Source organism: Paraburkholderia sediminicola, from assembly GCF_046026855.1.
GTDB lineage: Bacteria > Pseudomonadota > Gammaproteobacteria > Burkholderiales > Burkholderiaceae > Paraburkholderia > Paraburkholderia sediminicola_A.
The window spans coordinates 18,656-34,605 of record NZ_JAQQET010000005.1; the positions used below are offsets into that span (position 1 = coordinate 18,656).

The 15,950-nt window shown below is 60.8% G+C and carries 15 protein-coding genes; 5 read left to right on the forward strand and 10 right to left on the reverse strand.

From position 1 onward, the window contains the following. Positions 1–8: 8 nt before the first annotated feature. A complete protein-coding gene (locus PQR40_RS06910; RefSeq protein WP_408228492.1) occupies positions 9–1,964 on the reverse strand; it encodes a PhoX family protein in 1,956 nt (651 codons plus the stop codon). Between the two features lie 192 nt (positions 1,965–2,156). Next, positions 2,157–2,717, reverse strand: coding sequence for a hypothetical protein (locus PQR40_RS06915; protein WP_408228495.1), 561 nt, complete (start codon positions 2,715–2,717; stop codon positions 2,157–2,159). Between the two features lie 631 nt (positions 2,718–3,348). On the opposite strand from PQR40_RS06915, the gene PQR40_RS06920 reads away from it, so the two are divergent. The 3 genes from PQR40_RS06920 to PQR40_RS06930 all read left to right on the forward strand — a co-directional run bounded on the left by PQR40_RS06920 (position 3,349) and on the right by PQR40_RS06930 (position 5,808). Beyond that, on the forward strand, positions 3,349–4,500 hold the full coding sequence (locus tag PQR40_RS06920) for a porin (RefSeq protein WP_408228498.1): 1,152 nt from the start codon (positions 3,349–3,351) through the stop codon (positions 4,498–4,500). 142 nt (positions 4,501–4,642) lie between these two features. Continuing rightward, a complete protein-coding gene (locus tag PQR40_RS06925; RefSeq protein WP_408228501.1) occupies positions 4,643–5,149 on the forward strand; it encodes a hypothetical protein in 507 nt (168 codons plus the stop codon). Positions 5,150–5,292: 143 nt separating this feature from the next. After that, positions 5,293–5,808 (forward strand): metal-dependent hydrolase, encoded by a 516-nt coding sequence (locus tag PQR40_RS06930; RefSeq protein ID WP_408390261.1) that lies wholly within the window; start codon positions 5,293–5,295, stop codon positions 5,806–5,808. Positions 5,809–6,234: 426 nt separating this feature from the next. Here PQR40_RS06930 and PQR40_RS06935 read toward each other — a convergent pair whose 3' ends face one another. The 3 genes from PQR40_RS06935 to PQR40_RS06945 all read right to left on the reverse strand — a co-directional run bounded on the left by PQR40_RS06935 (position 6,235) and on the right by PQR40_RS06945 (position 8,557). Further along, positions 6,235–7,059, reverse strand: coding sequence for an AraC family transcriptional regulator (locus PQR40_RS06935; protein WP_408390264.1), 825 nt, complete (start codon positions 7,057–7,059; stop codon positions 6,235–6,237). Between the two features lie 214 nt (positions 7,060–7,273). Then, positions 7,274–8,206, reverse strand: coding sequence for a serine O-acetyltransferase EpsC (gene epsC, locus PQR40_RS06940; protein WP_408390267.1), 933 nt, complete (start codon positions 8,204–8,206; stop codon positions 7,274–7,276). A gap of 117 nt (positions 8,207–8,323) precedes the next feature. Continuing rightward, on the reverse strand, positions 8,324–8,557 hold the full coding sequence (locus PQR40_RS06945) for a hypothetical protein (RefSeq protein WP_408228512.1): 234 nt from the start codon (positions 8,555–8,557) through the stop codon (positions 8,324–8,326). Between the two features lie 346 nt (positions 8,558–8,903). Between PQR40_RS06945 and PQR40_RS06950 the strand changes: the two genes are divergently transcribed. Further along, a complete protein-coding gene (locus PQR40_RS06950) occupies positions 8,904–9,356 on the forward strand; it encodes a DUF3005 domain-containing protein (RefSeq protein WP_408228572.1) in 453 nt (150 codons plus the stop codon). A 205-nt stretch (positions 9,357–9,561) separates the two neighbouring features. After that, the gene (locus PQR40_RS06955) at positions 9,562–10,167 is read left to right on the forward strand and encodes a short chain dehydrogenase (protein WP_408228515.1); all 606 of its coding nucleotides are present in this window, start codon (positions 9,562–9,564) and stop codon (positions 10,165–10,167) included. A 192-nt stretch (positions 10,168–10,359) separates the two neighbouring features. On the opposite strand, the gene PQR40_RS06960 is transcribed toward PQR40_RS06955, so the two are convergent. The 5 genes from PQR40_RS06960 to PQR40_RS06980 form a co-directional block, all read right to left on the reverse strand. After that, a complete protein-coding gene (locus tag PQR40_RS06960; RefSeq protein WP_408508673.1) occupies positions 10,360–11,283 on the reverse strand; it encodes an ABC transporter permease in 924 nt (307 codons plus the stop codon). Further along, complete coding sequence (locus PQR40_RS06965) at positions 11,283–12,170, reverse strand: ABC transporter permease (RefSeq protein WP_408228521.1); 888 nt, start codon at positions 12,168–12,170, stop codon at positions 11,283–11,285. Before PQR40_RS06965 ends, PQR40_RS06960 begins: the two co-directional genes overlap by 1 nt. Then, the gene (locus PQR40_RS06970) at positions 12,167–13,246 is read right to left on the reverse strand and encodes an ABC transporter ATP-binding protein (protein WP_408228524.1); all 1,080 of its coding nucleotides are present in this window, start codon (positions 13,244–13,246) and stop codon (positions 12,167–12,169) included. Before PQR40_RS06970 ends, PQR40_RS06965 begins: the two co-directional genes overlap by 4 nt. A 146-nt stretch (positions 13,247–13,392) precedes the next feature. Continuing rightward, positions 13,393–14,562 carry an extracellular solute-binding protein gene (locus PQR40_RS06975; protein ID WP_408228527.1) on the reverse strand — a complete coding sequence of 390 codons (1,170 nt, stop codon included), beginning with the start codon at positions 14,560–14,562 and terminating at the stop codon, positions 13,393–13,395. A gap of 274 nt (positions 14,563–14,836) precedes the next feature. Further along, on the reverse strand, positions 14,837–15,781 hold the full coding sequence (locus tag PQR40_RS06980; protein WP_408228530.1) for an SMP-30/gluconolactonase/LRE family protein: 945 nt from the start codon (positions 15,779–15,781) through the stop codon (positions 14,837–14,839). Positions 15,782–15,950 lie beyond the last annotated feature (169 nt).

Sequence of the window (15,950 nt, forward strand, 5' to 3'; positions counted from 1 at the left end):
TCCGCCCCTTACAGCTTGATCCCCGTCGGATCCGCCGTCAGATACCCCACCGTCGCGCCGAAGCGGTCCTTATAGTTCGCCCGCACGAGCGGATCGAGCGTCGATTGGACCTTATCGTGCAACGGACTTTCCCAATCGCCGACGTGCTGGAAGTTGCTCATAACGTATGTCCAGCCGTTGATTTCGTCGACCGCATGCAGGCCCGTCGATTCCGCGCCCGCAGGGCACGACAACACGCGCGCAAGCGTCTTCGTATCGACGTTGTAGGCCCACAGAAAGTTGTTGACGTGCATGCCGCTGTCTTCGCCGATAAAAAGTGTGCGCAGTTTCTCCGAGAACTTCAGGTTGTCCGGATTCGCGATGCGATCCGGGTTCGCGGTATTGCCGAGTGCATCGGCAGGAGACAGATCCTGGCCGACCAGCGCCGCGGGCGCGGCCATGTCCACCGGCACCCAGTCGCTGTTGATCGCGCCGCCGCTGCGGTCGCGCTGGCCGCCCGTCATATTCAGCGCGTAAACCGCGCCTGCGTTGATTGCCTTGTCGACGGCGACATCGGTCGAGGCCGCATGACCGCGCACCATCGATTTCTCGATGCGTGACATCGCCGAATACAGCACCTTGTCCTTGATATTGACCGTCGTGCCCTCGAGCTTCGTGAAACCCATGCTGCCGCCGGCCAGAGCCGCGTAGCGATGCGTCTCGAGGAAGGTCGCCGCGCGGGTCATGCCCGGCTTGATGCGCACCCAGTTGAACGTGCCGTTGTAATTGATCTTCGTATAGCTCGAATCAGCCGGGTCTTTGGTCGCGACGTCCAGGATGTCGCTCGCACGCAGCTGGTTGGCAAGCGCCTCGATTTCGTCGCTGGTCGCGTGGCCGAGATTGATCCAGGAGAGCGTCGCCGTGCCCGCGCCACTCGCCGACACCTGCGTCCACTTCGCGACATACAGCGTGCCCGCCGACAAATCGGCCTCGCGGTCAGCGATGAACATGAAGAGGCCGCCGTTGGTCGCGTCGTCGCCCATCAGCACGGTGCGCTTGTCCGGCATCACCTGAATCAGTTCGTGCGAGATGCGGCCAAGGCAGTAGTGCTTTTTGATCGTGCCGGTGCCGTCGGGATTGACGGTCACTTCCGGCAAATGACCGTAGTGATAGGGGTTGGCCGTGGTTTCGTCACCGTAGAGGCTGCGGCTGAAACCCTTGAACTGACTATTGGCGGCGATCATCGTGGCGTCCGGCTCGTACTCTTCGCTCGACAGATGCGTGTTCCACGGCGACAGACTCGCGCCACAGGTGATCCACAAGCCGTGTGCCTTCGATGTATCGACGTTGTGATAGCACGCCAGCGTGAGCTGGCCGGTCGCAGGGTCCTGATCGAGCGTCAGCACGGCGATCGGCGACGGCAACTGACCGTACATCGACACAAGACTCTGATCGCGGGTGGCGTATTCGAACTGCACGACGGCGAATACCGTATTGCCCTTGAGGCCCTTCACCGTGGGCTTGTCGAGACGGATCAGCGAACTGCCGTCCGGACAGTCCGAATAGAACTGGCGTTCTTTACCGGCTACCGATTTATCGATGATCGGCTGATTGTTGATGTCGAAATAGCCGCCGGCCAGGATCGTCCCGCCCTTGATGTTCGGGACGCTGTCGCCGGTGACAAAGAACGGCTGGTAGGCGAGCCTGAACGTGCGGCGGCTGCCGTCGCTCAGTTGCACCGAGAGGGTCGAGCCGACCGTGGTTTTCGCCATCGCGGCGGGATCGGCCAGCGTCGGCGCGGCCATGCCGTTGAATGCCGCCGAGACGAACCTGGCCATCGGTTTGACCGGTGTCGTCAGGTCGTCGCCTCCGCCCCCGCACGCGCTCAGCATCGACGCCGTCGCGAGGCCGCCTAATGGCAGCATCGGCGCACCGGCGAGTAGTTTCAGGGCCTTGCGGCGGGAAAGGTCGAACGGCTCTGCCATGTTGTCGTGATCCAGGGTTTGGGTAGCGTGAGGGGATTGCACAGCCGGCACGCACTCAGACCCAAAACCGCATGGTTCACGCTCGCGCCGCTATGACGCGAGGATTCTATGTAGTAAATGTGAAAGTATATTGACAGGCTTTAGTAAAATTAGATTCAGCCGCTCGTCGGCTGAAACCCCGCCGCCGCCAACCTAGCCCGGACGGCGGAATTCGTTTTCAACCCACGCAGCGGCACTCGCCTTGCTCAGCTTGAAGTTCGGTGCGACCTGCACTTGCGCGAGCTGTTCGCCGAATGTGTCGAGTGCGGTCAGCAACGCGTACGGCTCGTCTTCGTCGGGGACGATGTCGAGCGTGATGTCGAGTTCATCGTTGCCGTCCGCGCTGGCCACGCGCACTTCTTTATGCAACTGGGCGCGCAATTGTTGCTCATGGCGGCGCAGCACTTCAGACGCGGTTTTCACCAGCGTGTTGAACGCCGACGTGTCGAGCGGCTTCGGATCCTTCTTGTTGCGGCCCATCGTCCACGGGCCGACGAGCGCCGGTTCCACTTCGCCGTCCTTGATCATTGCAACGGCCCAGCCTTCGTCGTCTTCGTTCTTGATGACGCGCGCGGTCCAGCCGTCGTCGCGCCACAGACGCGCTTCGTGCAGGGTTTCGGGCTGGCTTTCGTGCAGGTCCTCGTTCATTCCGGACGCGCCCTCCCTCGTGGAATCAGCAGCGGTGTCGGACGATGGAAGGGGTGTATCGGTCATTACAGGTTTACTCACGTTCGCGGAGGGCGGAAACACATCTCAATCCTGCGATTCTACCCGTCCCGGACATGCCCAATGCGGCCCTCTGCCGAACGGACAAGCCGGGGCAAGTTCCTCGTCAATCGAAATAGTGCATTTCGTTATTCGCGTGAACTTATAAATTGATTATAAAAAAGTCGAAAAAAACGCGGCCCGAAAGCCGCGTATAAAAAGATGAAAAAGACACCCTTGGTCAAAGGGTGAAGTGAATTGTAGAACGGCAATTCGCCAGGATAGAGCACATGAACTGGAAGAGTGCGTTGCAGAAAACAGAATGAACTGGAGATTGCCTGACGACGCCCGACAATCCTTGCAAAGCAAGGCCCAACGGGGATGTCGCGATCGAGCAACACCACAAGGATTGACAAGCCCCTTGCGGCAATCACTATCCAACAGATTTTTTCTTTATTTACCCGCACTTACACAATTCCGAATCCGCTATTACGAATTAGAAAATGCATTGTTGTGCCATATACGCTTAAAGATAGGAATAGCAGGAATACACTTCGCAGCGGATCGTCAGACAGCCGGCGGAATTGGCTGTAAGCACTGGAATGCGATTCTCTTTGCACTGTCCCGGAGTTATCTAAACATGAAAAAAACCCTCATCGCAGCAGGCCTCATGGGCGCGTTCGCCATCACCGCTCACGCACAAAGCAGTGTCACGTTGTACGGCACGCTGGACGCCGGTCTCGTCTACTCGAACAACCAGGGCGGCCACAGCAACTGGCAACAAGGTAGCGGTTCGGTATCGAACACCTACTTCGGCCTGCGTGGCAGCGAAGACCTTGGTGGCGGTCTGCATGCCATCTTCACGTTGGAAAACGGCTTCAATCTGAACAACGGCCAGGACTCGGAAAACGGCACGATGTTCAATCGTCAGGCGTTCGTCGGCCTGAAGAGCGATCAGTACGGCGCGCTAACGCTCGGCCGTCAATATGACTCCGTGGTCGATTACCTGGCGCCGCTGTCCGAAGCGGGCGCGGGCTACGGCAACAACCTCGCCGCTCACCCGTTCGACAACGACAATCTGGACAACTCGTTCTCGATCAAGAACGCCGTGAAGTACACGAGCGCGAACTACGCCGGCCTCAAATTCGGCGGCCTGTACGGTTTCAGCAATTCGGCCGGTCAGTTCTCGAACAACCGCGCATGGAGCGCCGGTGCTTCGTACGACAACGGCCCGTTGAGCGTTGCCGCCGCCTACCTGCAACTGAACAACTCGGGCAGCTCCAACCTGAGCGGCGCGGTTTCGCAAGGCGACGGCACCGCCGCTGTTGCGGCGAACCTGCAACGCACGTTCGGTGCGGGCATCAACTACACGTACGGCCCGGCAACGGCCGGCTTCGTGTACACGCATACGCAACTGGACGGCATTACGGGTGTGGACGTCGGCGGAGCCACGCTGCCTGGCGTGGCGGGCACGAACCTGCATCTGGACAACTACGAGTTGAACGGCAAATACGCACTGACGCCGGCCCTGAGCCTCGCGGCTTCGTACACGTTCACCGACGGCAAGATGTCGGGTTCGAACGGCTCGGGCGATCCGAAGTGGCACACCGTGTCGCTGCAAGGCGACTACTCGCTGAGCAAGCGTACCGACGTGTACGTGGAAGGCGTGTACCAGCACGCATCGGGCGAACTCGGCAATTTCGGTGCGAACGTGGCGTCGATCAACACGCTGGCGCCGTCGTCGACCGGCAACCAGGTTGCTGCGGCTGTCGGCCTGCGTCACCGCTTCTAAGTTCTTCCGATGGCAAGCGCAGAGCGGTGTATCGGTCCGCTCTGCAGCCGAACCCGCGCGTGACACGATCACACGCGGGTTTTTTTCATGGGGCTTACGTTCTTACGCTTCGACGTAGTCATGGTGACGGCGCAAGCGCGCGATGGGTATACTGGGGCCGGCTGCCTTCCTTGGCGCAACCTCGTTGCGATTGAACGGCAGCTTCGTCGCGAAGCATGACGTTGCGTTCAATCGCGTCGCGCTTCGCCCGCGCCCCAAGTTCCCGTGTACGACCGGGGACGCCGACGATCGGACCATGAAAAGACTTCTCCTGCTTGCTCCTGCTGCTGCCGTCACCGCTTTTCTCGCTGCCTGCGGTTCTTCCAGCGGCCCCGCCCGCGATGCGTCCCAGCCGATGATCTATGTGTCTTCGGCGCGCACCCCCGCCGATATCTCCGATTGCCTCCAAAGCAAGCTGTCTCGCGTGCGGATGTCGCGCGTAGGTGCCGCGACTGAGATCGCCGTCGGCTCGGATTCGAACAACTCATATTTCGTCACGCTAACGCCGTCCAACGCCGGCTCGGTCATCAAGGTAATGCATCCCGCGAATGCGCCGGACGATCCACCGGAACCGGAAATGCGCTTCGATATTGCGCGCTGCGCGACCTGAGTTCCGGGTCACACGGCTGCGTTGTTGGAGGCAACGCCGATGCGCGAATTTTTATGTCGCGTGTCGGCTATTTTTTTGTCTGCCCATCTGCGAACATAGCCGCCCTTTGGCTTTTTTTGCGGCGCGCCGCGTTGTGAGTTTCGATGGCATCTAATAAAGCACATCACGCGACCGGGTTTGCGGCAGGTGTTATTGCGGCGGCGGTGGTCGCCCGCATCGGCGGCGGCGGTTCGTTTCATATCGGCGTGTTGTTGAGTTTTATCGCCGGGGTGGCGGGGAGTACGGCGCCGGATTGGCTGGAAGTGGCGTGGTGGTCACGCGCGCGAAGGTTGTGGATTACGCATCGCACGTTGACGCATTGGGGAGTGGGGTGGCTCGCTTTGCTCGCAGGGTCTTATCATTGGCTTGGGCATTCTGTTTATGCTGCGCCGGTGTTTGGGTTTGCTTGTGGTGGGTTGATGCATTTGCTGGCCGATTGGCCGAATCCTTTAGGGGTGCCCTGGGTTGCCGGGCGGCATTCTTTGAATCTCTGGAATAGTGGGCATTGTGATTTGATTGTTGTTGGGGCTTCGTGGGTCGCTGCGTGGTTTGTTGGTGCGCATGTGTGGTTGCACGGGGTGCATGGGGTTTCAGTTTTGAGGTTTTTGAGGATGGGGTAGGGGTTGGCTTTTTCTTTTGCCTGCGCGGTGATTGTTTGTCTGTGTTCTTATGGTGTTGGCCTTTCCTTGAATTCTTATTGGTTTATTGGCGTCGCCCCTGTGCGGGGCAGGCACCTACTTTTCTTTGCCTGCCGCAAAGAAAAGTAGGCAAAAGAAAGCGGCTCACACCGCTAGCTTATAAGCAGGTCTCTCGCGCAGTTGCGGTAGTGGCGCATCTGGAATCCGTGTTCCCGCACATTCGGCGTGAGTGACAAGGGCGTCATACTTCCCGCCTCGCACTCCGTGCTCGCCGGAACGGGTCATCGGGGATGACTGGTCTCGCGGCTTTGCTCGGACTCGTGTAAGCCATCGACTTCTGCTCGAAAGCCGTCATGCTTCCGGCAGCGCTGCGTGCGCCGAAGGGGACTTCGGTAGTACGCTGCTCGACTATGAGCGCGTCGCAAACGCGTAGTTGGCCGGTGTAATCCCCTGCAATCGCACGAACGCTCGCGTCATATGGCTCTGGTCGGCAAACCCCGCTGCGGCCGCGGCGTCTGCGAGTGTCGCTCCATGCGCGATAAACTGCCTCGCAAGTGCTACCCGGCGCTGCATCCTGTATGCGTGCGGCGGTAACCCCATCTCGTGTGCGAAGCCTCGTAGCAGCTGGAAGCGGCTCATGCCGGTGTCGGCAGCAAGATCGGTCAGGGTGAGCGGTGACGAAGGATCGTCGTCGATGCGAGCCCTCGCTCGCGCAATTGGACCCAATGGCCGATCCATCCGGGAACAGGCGTGTGTGGTCGCGTGAGCTCGAACCAGATGCCCGAGCAACTCGAGCATCGCCTCCTCGCGCACCAGATCGTCCGGCACGGTTTGCGCTTCCACCGATACCGCGAACAGGCGCTCGAATAGCACCTTCAGCAACGGATCATGTACCACCGGTTGCGTCAGTTCGATCTCAGGTGTGGTCACGCCATTCAACTCGATGGCGATATCGGTCAGCATCGACGGCTCGAAATACAACATGCGCCAGGCACGTCCGCGCTCGTCAAGCGGGCTGCCGTCGTGTACTTCACCTGGATTCACCATGATCGCATCGCCCGCCCGAGCTTCAACCACGCCGCGCCCACTCGACGAGCGATGCCCGCCAGTCACGATCACGCCGACCCCGAACCGGTCATGCGAATGGCGCGGAAATGAATGCGCCGTTTCAGCCACCGTTGCTTCAACGCCGGTAATCGCACAACGAGGCATGTGGACGCGGCCGCGCGACATGGTTCGCATCCTCAGAAGTTAAAGAGCGTTCCGCGCGGCGCAACTTGCGCGAACCTGCGCAGCAAGTTGCATTGCGGCATGCACGGCAAAACAGAAAGCGAGGTGCACGGTGAAACGCTCCACGAATTGCACAGCGAACCACATGCGGAACGCGAGAGCGCCCCGCGCGCCAATCTACGCGGCAAAGCGCGGGAGGATGCGCGAGCGAACTTCATCAACCTCCTCCTCCGTCCGTGCCCGCGCGCTCACCCTCGCGGATCTTGCCTTGCGACACGCTGCTGCCCGGCGGCACGCTATGCGTGAGCCACACATTGCCGCCGATCACCGAGCCGCGCCCGATGGTCACGCGGCCGAGAATCGTCGCACCGGCATAAATCACGACGTCGTCTTCAACGATCGGATGGCGCGCGTTGCCCTTGACCAGCGTGCCGTCAAGGTCCGCGGCGAAGCTCTTCGCACCAAGCGTCACAGCCTGATAGACGCGCACGCGCTCGCCAATGATCGCGGTCTCGCCAATCACGACGCCCGTGCCGTGGTCGATAAAGAAGCTCGGGCCAATGGTCGCGCCCGGGTGAATGTCAATGCCGGTCGCCGAGTGCGCAATCTCGTTGATGAAGCGCGCGAGCAAAGGCACGCCGAGGCGATGCAGCGCGTGCGCAAGACGATGGTGCGTCATCGCCCACACGCCCGGATAGCACAGCAGAATTTCAGTGATGTGCTGCGCGGCCGGATCGCCTGTGAAAGCGGCCTGAATATCGCTGACCAGCAGCGCGCGAATAGCGGGCAACTGCGTGCCGAATTCGCGCGCGATGTTGAACGCGCGCTCCTTCAGATCCGCATCGGGCGTTTCGCCGAACTCGGGCAGAAAGCGCAAGGCACGGCGAATCTGTTCGGCAAGCAATCGCAACGTGCTTTCAAGCGTATGGCCGACGTAGTAGTCGACCGTTTCGTCGGTTAGATCGGGGGCGCCGTAGTGCGTGGGAAACAGCGCCGCGCGTAAGCCAGTGACAATGTTAATTACCGCTTCGCGCGACGGCAGTTCGCGAATGCCAAGCGGATGCCGCGTGCGATGCAATTCTTCACGCGACGCGCGCAAGTCCGCGACGATCTGTTCGAGACCCCAGTTATGGGAAGGCACGTTAGGCATAAAAGGACAGCGCCATGCGACAGGCACGGTTCAGAGTGATTGTCCCAAGAGATTACCGCGTTTTGCCGCGGCTCGCGCAGTTGCCCGGTATGCCGGCCCGCGCATGGCGGATGCGCGTCAGATGGTCACGCTGCTCGCATCGATCCAGCGCACCGCCCAGTCGCGTGCGTGCGCGATGGCCGTGGCCTCGTCAGGAAAATGCAAGTCGGAGGGGAAAAAGCGGTTGGCGACCAGTTCGCCGTCGCTCGAGCGGGAGATAACCACATAAGGTTGCCAAGTACCATCGCACGCGCGCGCCGGCGCGCAATTCAGCAAGTAGCCGCGATGTGTGAATGCAGCATCGAAGTGCATGTGTCACCCGCCCTGACGGCCCCGTAAGATGTTTTGAGTAGTGCGCGTCTGTTCGTTGTCGGCCATGTAAAAACAGCCGGACGCATGGCGTCAATTTAACCGCGCTTCGCTCGTCGGAGTAAGATCATACTCTGTAGAAAATGGGCGTCCATTAAAAAAAACGAAAAAAATTCCGGACGCAATCGCCAGGTGAAATGCCTGCATACGTCACTGTGCATAACTGCGAGAGCAACTGCGACGCAAACGCAGTAAAACGCACGCGCATGAAGACGGTGTGTCGGCGTTGTGCCAGGCGGAACGGGTTTTGCTGCACTTCAACCATGTCCTCTTCAACGGAGAATGCATGATGAACAGCGATATCAACAAGCCAGCAGACGCTAGCAAGCTGCCGGGCGCCACCGGCCCGATCACGACGGAACTGCACAACGACCGCACCCACGACAGCACGGTCGACACCGACGGCAAAAATCTCGAGGCCGCCCGCATCGCCGGCCACAGCCCGATCTCGCCCGACGAGATCACGACGAGCAACGCGAGCCTCGGTAACAGCGTGCCGGAGGCGCACGACGGCATGGCCGGCTTCGACAGCCGGGTTGGCGGCAATCATCTGCTGCTGGCGCTCGAACCGGGCTATACGGTCATCGACAAAGGCATGGTCGCGCCACAGGGTGTCGACTCAGCGGACGATCCGTTCGACGACCCGCGCTCGATCCGCAGCCGCCGCGAACGCGGCCGCATTCACTACGCCCTTAATCATCTGCGGCCCACTCGCGTGATCGAATTGCACCGGGCAAAATAAATACTCGCGCTACACGTATTCGTTTGAATTACGCCGCCCGCGCCGAATAATCAATCCATTTAAAAGTGCGCGCCGTTTGAATGACGGCGCGCATCTCGTCACGGATTAGAAACTCAGGGTTGCAGGACCTGCAAGCCGAACAGGCTTTTTCCGTTTGCCGAACGCCGGCACAATCGACCGCATCCAATACCAAACGGAGCAACAGATGAAAAAGATCGTCGTGATAGGTGCAACCGGAACGGTCGGCCAGGGCGTGAGCAAGGCGTTGAAAGCACGCCATGAAGTGATCGAGGTGGGCGCGACGCGCGGCCAGTATCGTGTCGACAGCACCGACCCGGCCAGCATCGAACGCCTCTTTAGCGAGATCGGCAAGGTCGACGGCATCGTCACCACCACCGGCAAGCTGCATTTCGGCCCGCTGCCGGAGATGAGCGTCGAGCAGTTCTGGGTCGGCCTGCGCGACAAGCTGATGGGTCAGATCAACGTGGTGCTGGGCGCCCAACAATATGTGAATGATGGCGGCTCGTTCACGCTGACAAGCGGCATTGTCGGCGACGAACCGATTCGCGAAGGCGCGAATGCAACCACCGTCAATCTGGCCCTGGAAGGTTTCGTGCGCGGCGCCGCGATCGAATTGCCGCGCGGCATTCGCATCAACGTGGTGAGCCCGACGGTATTGACCGAAGCGCTCGACGCTTTTGGCCCCTACTTCCGCGGCTTCGAACCGGTGAGCGCCGAACGTACTGCACAGGCCTACCTGCGCAGCGTGGAAGGCGCGCAAACGGGCCGCGTGTATCGCGTGGGGTATTGAGGTTACGCAGCAAATAAGGTCACGCGATGCGGTCCAGCCGCATCGCGTCCCCCTCCCTTGCGTGTTGCCACTCTCAGGCAGCTTCACGACTCTCTCAACGGCCCTCAGAAAACTCTGTGAATCTCCGGCTCGCCGGTTGCATCCGTTGGCGGGCCAGCCTACCCGGGGCGTCCGCGGGCCCCACATGTTGCCTCAGTGCTTCTGCTCCTTCACGCGCGACACGATCTGCGTCGGGCTCACGAATTGCAGTGCAATCAGCACCCAGATCAGCGTGATCGCCATGTAGATCATCGCCATCGCATCAATCGATTGCGGCGCGCGCACGCCGGTCGAAAATACAGCGTAGTACAAGGCGACCACGAGCGTTTGCGTCGCGGGCCCTGCTGTAAAGAATGTCAGTTCGAACATGCCGATGGTGCGCACCAGCACCAGCAGCCCGGCCGCCAGCATGCCGGGCACCAGCAAGGGCAGCAGCACGTAACGGAAATAGCGAAACGTGTTCGCGCCGAAAATGCGCGCTGCCGCTTCGAGATTGGGATCGATCTGCTCGATGAACGGCGTCATCACCAGGATCACGAACGGCAGCGCCGGCACGAGGTTCGCAAGAATCACGCCGCCGAGCGTGCCGGCGAGACCGACCTTGTACATCACGGTCGCCATCGGAATGCCGTACGTCACGGGCGGCACCATCAAGGGCAACAGGAAAATCAGCATCGCCATGCGCTTGCCGGGAAACTGCACGCGGGCGAGCGCATACGCCGCGGGCACGCCGAGCACGATCGACAACACCACCACCGCGCCGACCACTTCGAGGGTGACCCACAACACGCTGGCCAACTGGAAATCGCTCCACGCCTGCGCATACCAATGCAGCGTAAAGCCTTGCGGCAGCAAGGTGCCGAACCAGCGCGTCGCCACCGAATTCACCGCGACGGTCGCGATCAGCAACACCACGTTGACGAGGAAGAACACCATCGCGCCCCACTCCAGCACGTGCCAGATGCGGCCCGGCACACTGGCGCGTTGCTTCACGCGCTTGCCGGGTTGCGGCGCACCGTCGTGGTTTTCGTTCGATGCGGACGCGGACCAATGCGTGGCGTGGCGATCGCTAGCCATCAGCCTTTGCCTCCCGTCACCGGACCGCTGTAGAAGAAGCGGCGCGCGCCCAACATGGCGGCAACCACCAGCAGTTGCACGAAGCCCATCACCATCGCGATCGCCGAAGCGAGCGAATAATCGTAGCTTTCGAATGCAGCTTCGGCCGCTGCGATCGACATCACGCGGGTCGGGCCTGCGGGCGCGCCGAGCAGCACCGCGGATGGAAACACTGAGAACGCCTGCACGAAAGATAAACACGCGGCCATCGTCAGACCGGGCACCAGCAGCGGCAAATAGATGCGGCGAAACTGCTGCCACGGGCTCGCGCCGAGCGTGGCGGCAGCACTTGCAAGCGTCGGATCGATGCCGGTCACATAGGACAACGTCAGCAGAAACGCGAACGGAAAACCCGACACGATCAGCGAAATCAGCACGCCCCAGAAATTATGCGTCAGACGCACTTCATCGGTGTAGAGATGCAATCCTTGCAACGCCTGCGGAAACCAGCCGTTCGGGCCGAAGTACGTGAGCATGCCGTCGGCAATCAGCACCGTGCCGAGCGTGACGGGAATCACCAGCAGCGTCGTGATGAGTTTCTGATAGGGCGAATTGCGGCGCAGCGCGAACGCCACTGGAACCGACACGCCCACATTGATCAGCGTTGCCGGCACGGCGAGCTTGAGGGTGACGAGAATGGTCGGCCACATCGACCTGTCGGTGAAGAACGTCAGATAGTTGGCCCACAGGCTGCCGCCGTTCATCGGCTGAAACGACAGCACTAGACCGTACGCAAACGGATAGATGAACAACGCCACAATGAAGATCAACGCCGGCGCGACCAGCCACGCTTTGGCGTCGCGCGGCGCGAATGGTACGGGTGGCGGCGATAGCGTGGGCGTGTTCATGCCGCCTCTGCGTCATAGACGAGCGTGCGTGACGGCGGCACGCGCAGGCTGATGCGCTCGCCCTCTTCGAATTCACCCCCGATGCGGGCCCACAAGTCGCCGAACGCGGTCTTTACCCGCAACAATGAGTCGTGGCCGCCGTATTCGACTGTTGTCACCAAGGCGTCGAAGGCGTTTTCCGTGCCAGGTGCCGCGCGCTCGATATCCTCGGGGCGCAGCGCGACGCTCACGCGTTTGCTGTGGAAACCGGCCATCGGCACGCCGATCAGACGCACGCCGTTCGCGCTCACCGCGACGCCATCGCCCTGCGCGCCCTCGAGCGTGAATTCGGCTACGTTTCGATAGCCCATGAAGCGTGCGACATGCAAATTCTGTGGCCGCGTGTAGACCTCTTTCGGTGTGCCGACCTGCTGCACCACACCTTCTTTCATCACGACGATGCGATCGGCCATGGAAAGCGCTTCGTCCTGATCGTGCGTCACGTAGAGCGTCGCGCGTTCGAGCTGACTATGGATGCGGCGAATTTCGGCACGCATCTCGATGCGCAATTTCGTATCGAGATTCGACAGGGGTTCGTCCATCAGAATCAGCGGCGGTTCGATCACGATGGCCCGTGCTATCGCCACGCGCTGCTGCTGACCGCCAGAAAGCTGTCCGGGCAGCTTGCGCTCATGACCGACCAGTTGCACGAGCTGCAATGCCTCACGCGCCCGGCGCATCGCCTCGCTCCTACCGACGCCACGCATCTTCAAGCCGAAGCCGACGTTATCAAGCACGCTCATATGCGGAAACAGCGCGTAGTTCTGGAACACCATGCCAAAGCCACGCTTTTCCGGCGGCAACACGTCGATGCGTTTATCGTCGAGCCAGATGCCGCCACCACTCAACGGCTGCAAGCCGGCGATGCAATTGAGCGCCGTCGATTTGCCGCAACCCGAAGGTCCCAGCAATGCAATGAACTCGCCGCGCCGGATATTCAAATCGAGCCCTTGCAGCGCCGCGACCGCCTGGCCTTCCGCATTCGTGAAACTGCGGCTCACCGAATCGAGCCGCAGCTGTTCAAAGTGATGCTTCATGACGGTTTCCTGATACGCGTGACGCGCAGACCGCGAAGGCCCAATCGAACGGATGCGCGTGATGCTTCATGGTGGCTTTCTGCGTGCATGACACGCGAATCCCGGCGGACCAGCCGCACGAGCGGGTGTCGGGACTCATGCAACAGCTATTTGCTCTTCTGCGCGCCGACGTCGCTGTCCCACTTTCTGAACGCCGCGACCATCGCGGTCGCATTCAGCGGCAAAGCATGCGGACGCTCGGCCAGCAGCTTCGCGTACTCCGGCCGGCCGTACTTCTTCAGCACATCCTGGCTGTGCGCGGGCGCCTGCTCGATGCTCACGCCCTTGATCGCGGGACCGGGATAGAAATAGCCGTCGTCATAGGTCATGGCCTGCTGCGCCGGTTCGAGCATAAAGTTCATCAGCTTGTAGAGCACGTCGAGTTTTTCCTTCGGCACGCCCTTCGGAATCACCATGTAGTGCGCGTCGTTCACCCACGTCATGTTGTCGAATGCCTGCACGCGGAATTCGGCCGGCACGATGCCGAGCGCGCGCGGATTGATGTCCCAGCCGGTCACAGTCACAGTCATGTCGCGCGTGCCCTCGCCAAGCTCTTTCATCACCGCCGACGTGCCGCCAGGATAGTAAGGAATGCAATCGTTCAGCTGCTTGAGGAAGGCCCACGTCTTGTCCCAACCGTGAATCGGATCTTGCGGATCTTTATCGCCGAGCACGTAAGGCAAACCCATCAGAAATGTGCGGCCCGGACCGGAGTTCGCCGGCCGCGCGTAGATCAGTTTGTCTGGATGCGCCTTGCACCATTGCAAAAGTTGTTCGGGCGTTTTCGGCGGATTGCTGACTTTGGCGGGGTTGTATTCGAGCAGTGGACCCGCCGGCATATAAGCGACTTCAAGACCGAAGCCTTGTGCGAGGTCCTGCATCTTGCGCGGACCGGGCGCGTATTTGTCGAGCACACCCGGGAAAGCCGCCGCATTGTCCGGCAACAGTTTCATCCAGAGATTCTGTTCGATGCCGGCGGCCAGCGCGTCGGTGCCGGTCAGGACGAGATCGATATCGGAGCGGCCCGCGGCCTGCATCGCCTTGATCTTGCCGGGCAACTGCGGGGCGGGCGCGTTGGTGAACGTGAGATTGGCGACGAGATTGGGATACTTCGCCTTGAAGGCCTCGAAACCCTTCTGCGTGAGTTGAAGATCGCCAGCTACGTCGACGATATTGAGCGTTACCGGATCGGCCGCGTGCGCCGCGGATGCATATGCGGCGCTTGCTATGAGACATACGGACACCAGCCTGAGCGCCAACCTGCCTGAAACAGTCATTGCGTCTCCTCGCTTCTTGGTATGGAAGTCCGCCGGTCAGATGCGCTGCTGGCGGTGTCTCTCAACCAATGCAACATAGCGAAGCGGAACTGCTGATGTCAAGCAAATACTCGCCACGGCGCTTTGCCCAGAAAATGGGGGAATACAGCCGGCAATCCTTGTGGCTCAACGATTTGCGCGCTTTGTTCGAGGGCAAACCCGGAGCCGGTGAGCAGATGCAGCAACGCGTTGTCAGGCAGCCTGTACAGACGATGCAGGTTCACGCTGCGCGCACTTACCCGCCCTGGACGCCCTGCGCATTCACATACAGCGAATACAACCCGTGGCTTGCCGCCATGAACAACCGGTTGCGATGGCGCCCGCCGAAGCACACGTTCGCGCAGCGCTCCGGTAATGCGATATGGCCGATCGGCTCGCCTTGCGGCGTGAAGACACGCACGCCGTCGAGTTCGTCGGTGCCCATGCCCCAGCCGCACCAGAGATTGCCATGCGTATCGACGCGAAAGCCATCCGGCGTGCCCGGTCCGGCGTCGATCAGTACGCGGTTGTTCGACAGCGCGGCGCCATCGTTGTTGATGTCGACGTCGAATGCACGAATCTTGCGCGGTACGCCACGCGACTCGACGATGTACAGCACCGACTCGTCCGGTGAAAACGCGAGGCCGTTCGGGCCCAGCACGTTGTCGGCGACCATCGTCACCTCGCCGGATTGGCCGTCGATGCGGTACACGCAAGCGGGCAGTTCCGACTCCTGCCGCTCACCCTCATAAAAGCTGTCGATGCCGAAGGTCGGATCGCTGAACCAGATCGAACCGTCCGACTTCACAATCACATCATTCGGCGAATTGAAGCGCTTGCCGCGATAACGGTCGGCGAGCACGGTAATCGAACCGTCATACTCCGTGCGCGTGACGCGCCGCGTCAGGTGTTCGCAGCTAACGAGGCGGCCCTGGCGGTCGCGCGTATGGCCGTTTGCATTGTTCGACGACTGGCGGAACGTGCTCACCGCACCGCTGGTTTCGTCCCAGCGCAGGATGCGGTCGTTGGGAATGTCGCTCCATAGCAGATAGCGGCCGTCGCCGAACCAGACCGGCCCTTCCGACCAGCGCGCGCCCTGATACAGACACTCGACGGACGCGGACGCGAGGATCAGCGACTTGAAGCGCGGATCGAGCACGCGAATAGAGGGATCGGGATAGCGGCGGCTGGTGTCGGTCATGCGTATGCTTTGAGTGAGGGAAGTTGATGGGGAAAGCAGGCTCCTGCATACCGGCGCGCGGCGTGCAAGCGGCGGCACGGTCATCACCGATGTGACGAATTCACTATCGGAAATCGGTGACACTTTGATGATGCCTCAGAAGCACGTGGACTTGGCGTTCAAGTTAGCA

Coding starts and splice junctions, on each gene's coding strand:
- PQR40_RS06920 (WP_408228498.1), top strand. CDS start 3,349: ATGAAAAAAACCCTCATCGCAGCAGGCCTCATGGGCGCGTTCGCCATC.
- PQR40_RS06960 (WP_408508673.1), bottom strand. CDS start 11,283: ATGGCTAGCGATCGCCACGCCACGCATTGGTCCGCGTCCGCATCGAAC.
- PQR40_RS06910 (WP_408228492.1), bottom strand. CDS start 1,964: ATGGCAGAGCCGTTCGACCTTTCCCGCCGCAAGGCCCTGAAACTACTC.
- PQR40_RS06950 (WP_408228572.1), top strand. CDS start 8,904: ATGAACAGCGATATCAACAAGCCAGCAGACGCTAGCAAGCTGCCGGGC.
- PQR40_RS06980 (WP_408228530.1), bottom strand. CDS start 15,781: ATGACCGACACCAGCCGCCGCTATCCCGATCCCTCTATTCGCGTGCTC.
- epsC (WP_408390267.1), bottom strand. CDS start 8,206: ATGCCTAACGTGCCTTCCCATAACTGGGGTCTCGAACAGATCGTCGCG.
- PQR40_RS06930 (WP_408390261.1), top strand. CDS start 5,293: ATGGCATCTAATAAAGCACATCACGCGACCGGGTTTGCGGCAGGTGTT.
- PQR40_RS06965 (WP_408228521.1), bottom strand. CDS start 12,170: ATGAACACGCCCACGCTATCGCCGCCACCCGTACCATTCGCGCCGCGC.
- PQR40_RS06935 (WP_408390264.1), bottom strand. CDS start 7,059: ATGTCGCGCGGCCGCGTCCACATGCCTCGTTGTGCGATTACCGGCGTT.
- PQR40_RS06970 (WP_408228524.1), bottom strand. CDS start 13,246: ATGAAGCATCACTTTGAACAGCTGCGGCTCGATTCGGTGAGCCGCAGT.
- PQR40_RS06925 (WP_408228501.1), top strand. CDS start 4,643: ATGGGTATACTGGGGCCGGCTGCCTTCCTTGGCGCAACCTCGTTGCGA.
- PQR40_RS06975 (WP_408228527.1), bottom strand. CDS start 14,562: ATGACTGTTTCAGGCAGGTTGGCGCTCAGGCTGGTGTCCGTATGTCTC.
- PQR40_RS06945 (WP_408228512.1), bottom strand. CDS start 8,557: ATGCACTTCGATGCTGCATTCACACATCGCGGCTACTTGCTGAATTGC.
- PQR40_RS06955 (WP_408228515.1), top strand. CDS start 9,562: ATGAAAAAGATCGTCGTGATAGGTGCAACCGGAACGGTCGGCCAGGGC.
- PQR40_RS06915 (WP_408228495.1), bottom strand. CDS start 2,717: ATGACCGATACACCCCTTCCATCGTCCGACACCGCTGCTGATTCCACG.